The sequence below is a fragment of the uncultured Nostoc sp. genome, from assembly GCF_964245575.1.
Classification (GTDB): Bacteria; Cyanobacteriota; Cyanobacteriia; order Cyanobacteriales; family Nostocaceae; genus Nostoc.
This window is the reverse complement of the sequence record NZ_CAXTNP010000436.1, coordinates 1-4,505: the sequence shown is the minus strand read 5'-3', so window position 1 is coordinate 4,505 and position 4,505 is coordinate 1. Positions and strand designations below refer to the sequence as shown.

Genomic DNA, 4,505 nt, shown 5'->3' with positions numbered 1-4,505 from the left:
TTTAAATGTAAGCTTATGATTTTTGTTGAGTAATTTATTCCTTGGAAGTCCCTAACCTCTCCACCATCCAATCAAACCTTTTACCTGCGATCGCCACACCATCTAAAACGCTATAATTCAATTCATGCTCATATTCCATATTTTCAGTTAACGGTAAATCTTTGCTATAAACCCGCCTACCATAACCAAGGCGGCTGTGTAGTCCTTGCAATCTACTGGAAAGCAAAGTAGCGATCGCACTATAAAAACGAGATGCAAATCCTATATCCTGCTGTAATTTTACTGCCAATCCCTGTCGGTAAATCAACAGAACAATTGAGTCCTCAATCGTCTTAACAGTTGCAGAAGGTAGGCGACCATCAATGAAGGGCGTTTCTCCGATGATTTCGCCTTTCGATAATCTTGCTATTTCTCTACCGGAAATTTCACTACCTTCTATTGCAGCAAAAGCACGAGTCAATGGATTACGTTCATCCTCAGCAATAGACATTGACATTGTTCCATTTAAAAGAATATACAACGCATCCACAGGGCCTCTTTCATGGATGAGTACAGTATTAGCAGGAATTTTTTGCGGTTTCCCACAAGCTATCATCCAATCGATATCACTATCATGCAATTCTCCTAACACAAACAGCACATCTCTTAGCAGCTGACCTTGTGCTAAGTTACGACGGCCAAGCTGATTGATAATACTTTCTAGTTTATCTGCCAGCATAATTGCGATCGCTCGATAAAGGCGTGAAGCAAAACCCACATCCTGTTGCAATTTTGCTGTCAATTCTGACTGAGGAATCGACATTACTAGTGATTTTTCTACAGCCTTAACAGTGGTGTTTGTTAGGTATGTACTTACAAAGGGAACTTCTCCCACAACCTCACCACTAGATAATCTCGCAATCTCTTGACTTGTGCTTTCAACACCTTCGATGGCTGCAAAAGCACGAGTCAGAGGATTGTTATCAGGTTGAGAGATAATAACTGTTAACATCCCTTCCAGAAGAATATGTAAGCAATCAGCAGTTTTCCCTGCTTCGATGAGTACAGTGCCAGGGGCTATTTCCCTTTGATAACCTTTAGCAACCATCCAATTAATGTCACTGTTAGCTAATTCTTTCAATAAAACTTCTCTCATAAATTAATTACCTGATGTTTTGTTAAGGATAAGGAAGAAAAACGCACAGGTGCAGCGCTGTATCACTACTGGAAAAGGCTCCTCCACAGACCTATATGGGGAGGGTTGTTGGTAAATTGTTTAAAGTTTTTTGGATGTGCAAGGTGGCTTCTGGGGTAGCTAATTCCTCTAATGTTAGATAAGATAGTGCAACTAATATCTGGGCTTGGTTATTGATAATCGCTTCACTTGCATATTCACTATGAAAGCGCTGCAAATTTTCAGCGGCTGCCTTCACTAACACCTGTAAAATCTCAAATGCCCCATCAGAAAGTGGAGGTTGACCCCGGTAGTTTTGCAGTCTGCCTCCTTCCCGGTAATTAGGAAAAGACTCCAACCCCAGAAAGTACAAGAACCAATCGGCTCGATAATATCCTATAGTGGCTACAATACCCCTGTAATCGGCAATTAGCTCGTCGAGTATATTGTTTCGCATCGAGCCAAACAAGCGACGTGTGAAGTAGTGAGTACATTCATGTTCCAGCCGAATTGTTAAAGATAAGCGCTGCCATTGGGATTCTTCAAACCCCAGGTTGCTTGGACAAACGTTGCTATAGAAGCCGTCACTCAAAATAATAAATGTATCTTGATAAAGCTGTTTTTGCGGTATTAACCGTTGAAACTCTTCTGTCCAGCTAGTTTCAGAGCAATTACCAGGATTTAGAGTTTCCCATTGTCGGCGATACTGACGAATTCTATCCCAGTTGTTAAACCCACTTACTATACAGGCTCCCATAGACGCAGGGATTGGCTGGGGTTCGTTTCGTTTTGTCAAGGCTTGTACTAGAGAGACAAAATCCTCTCTGTTTCTAACTAACAATACTGGGATAGTTCCAGCTAAACTTTGATGTAGTATTAATTGGAGTTGCTGAGGTTGTTGCAAGATTAAACCAGTCGCCTCTGCCATGCCATCTACTACGACACCCTTACGAGTGGCAGTTCGATACGCTTGGGTCTGGCTTATCCCCTCTTGAATGGGAAATCTCAACTGCACCAAGCGCTCCTTGAGTGCCTCAAATGCTCCTATAACTTTTGCCGCAACCGCGTATTCCTCCCAAGCAGCTACATGGGGTTCAGGATTTAAGGGAAACTGGACGGAATCAATTAGGTTGTTGTGCTTAAAAACGTTTTGGTTATATATCAATAGTTCTTCTACTTGAGCAGCAGTTGCTCCAAAGTAAGTTAGAACATCAGTACGAAATGATTGTTGGTCAATCATAGGTAAGCCTCATTTTGAAAGAGGGGAATAGGGGGAGCAGGGGAAGCAGGGGGAGATAAACTCTTAACTCCTAACTTCTCACTCCTAACTCCTAATTCCTAATCAACGACTAACAACTAAACCTGTAATCTTATCCGCAATCCCTTTAATTGCCTGACTGATGGGATGCCCAGAGTAGTGCAGACTGAAAATACCTTTGCTAGCTAACTGCACCATGTCTTCTGAAAGGGGCAAAATTCCAGCCACCGGAACGTTATAAATTTTCTCTACTTGTTCTTGCAAGTCTGCAAAATCTAATGCTGGTAACGCCTTATTGATTACCATCAGCATTTTTGGCACTTTCAGTTTACGAGCTACATCCACTGTCACAGCAGTACCTTGGAAGTCTTGATTATCTGGACGCAGGATAACTATTAGAATATTAGAGATGCCGATGGAAAGTAAGGTTTCTTCATTCAATCCGGGGTGAGTATCAATTAACAGATAGTCCAGCTTCAGAGTCCGAATGAGTTCTTGAAAACCATCGTTGAGCCGGACTACATCATACCCCTCACGTAGAACCCTGGCAATTTCACCCGCCTTAATACTAGAAGGAACCAAGTAAAGACTTCCCTTGACTGTAGTTGTATGCTCTGCAATTAGAGCATGAGTAACATCAGAGGCCGCGTCTTGAATATTACAGCGTCCCCATAAGTAGTCGTTGAGGGTATATACCATTTTGTTCTCATCAAGACCAAAAATTACATGAATTCCTGGTGATTGAATGTCAGTATCAATAATCCCTACACGTTGCCCTTGAAGTGCCATAGTAGAAGCTATGTTGGCAATCAAGTTTGATTTACCAGTGCCGCCACGGAATGAGTGAACTGAAATAATTTGTGCCATAAATTACCTTTTTGTCATTGGTCATTTGTCATTTGTCATTAGTCAATAGTTAGAAATTCTTCCCCTGCTTCTCCTATTCCCCACTCCCCATTCCCTCCTCCCTTTTTCAAGACAACGATCGCTCTGGAAAGGTAAACTTTAACCAGCAGCGATCGCTCACTAGAGGTAGCAAAATTTTTCCATTAGATAGCTTCAAGTCAAACTGCATATTCTTGTTTCCATTCTGCACTTCTACAAGTGCTGGCAGAATTTTGGAACCAACTTGGGAGTTACTTTTGTGTGCCCAAACTCTCAATTCTTTTTCCCCCATATTTGGTAACTGGAACGTGGCATAGCGTAGGGATGAGAGTGATAGCATCTCGACAGCTGCTGTTTGATGATGTTGCTCACCCTCGGCATATCCCAGCAGTACTTCTGCTATTTTTGGTTGTCCGCCAGCAGTAATAGTGAACAAGGATCGTCCTCCTTGCTGCTGGTCTTCTCGTAGTTCTACCACCACACGGGAAGCGAATGCACCATGGCGTTTCATCACTAGAGTTGCTCCCAAGGACAACGCAGCAATGCCCAATGCACAGATTCGCGCCAGAGAATTTTCCCAGATGAAAAGACCGTGGACAAGTAGGATGGCTAAAAATAGGCTGTACATACCCACGCTGAACAATGGATGATTGAGAATCTTGAAGACCACTCCGGGTATTAACTCCCCTTTGCGCCGACTAGAAACCAACAGTAAAACTGGGAAAATACCACCAACAAGGGAGTTACCAAGTACACCAGCAAAGGCAAGTACACTTGTAAAGGATTGTGTACCAGCTAGAAAAAGCCACTCTGTTAGCAAAAAGACTAGCAGTAATGGGCTGATCGATAGAAAGAAATGACGTTGGTTTGGTATGTTTCTCCAGAATCCTGTTTGGTTGTGACGCTCATTAATAGGATTGCTAACATCAGCCTTTAAATCTCCTTCGTAGACTAACAGCATAGGTGAAGTAACTTGCAGACAGACGTTATCTTGGTTAAAAGAGCGTACCTCTAGAGTCAGACGAGTATCCCATTTGCCTAAATCTGGTAACTGATCTAGTAGCTCTTTAAGCTGCCAACGTTCAGTGAATGCAATCTCTATATGGTGGAGGTTGCCATTTAACTGAATATCTAGACGAAACTTTGGTTTAGTTTCGAATGGCACTAAGAAAAGCTCTAAGCTATACGAAATAAGGGCTACAGCTTTGA

3 protein-coding genes and 1 pseudogene are annotated in these 4,505 nt (G+C 42.4%); all 4 read right to left on the bottom strand.

The window, feature by feature from the left end; genetic code table 11:
- Nucleotides 1-34: 34 nt before the first annotated feature.
- A complete protein-coding gene (locus ACFFAP_RS36355) occupies nucleotides 35-1,135 on the bottom strand; it encodes a cyclic nucleotide-binding domain-containing protein (protein ID WP_375515760.1) in 1,101 nt (366 codons plus the stop codon).
- 91 nt (nucleotides 1,136-1,226) lie between these two features.
- Nucleotides 1,227-2,393, bottom strand: a complete 1,167-nt coding sequence (locus tag ACFFAP_RS36350; protein ID WP_375515759.1) for a DUF7005 family protein — start codon at nucleotides 2,391-2,393, stop codon at nucleotides 1,227-1,229.
- Between the two features lie 102 nt (nucleotides 2,394-2,495).
- Nucleotides 2,496-3,278, bottom strand: coding sequence for a MinD/ParA family protein (locus ACFFAP_RS36345; protein ID WP_375515758.1), 783 nt, complete (start codon nucleotides 3,276-3,278; stop codon nucleotides 2,496-2,498).
- Between the two features lie 106 nt (nucleotides 3,279-3,384).
- Nucleotides 3,385-4,505 (bottom strand): annotated as a pseudogene (locus tag ACFFAP_RS36340) (hypothetical protein); the annotation flags it as partial.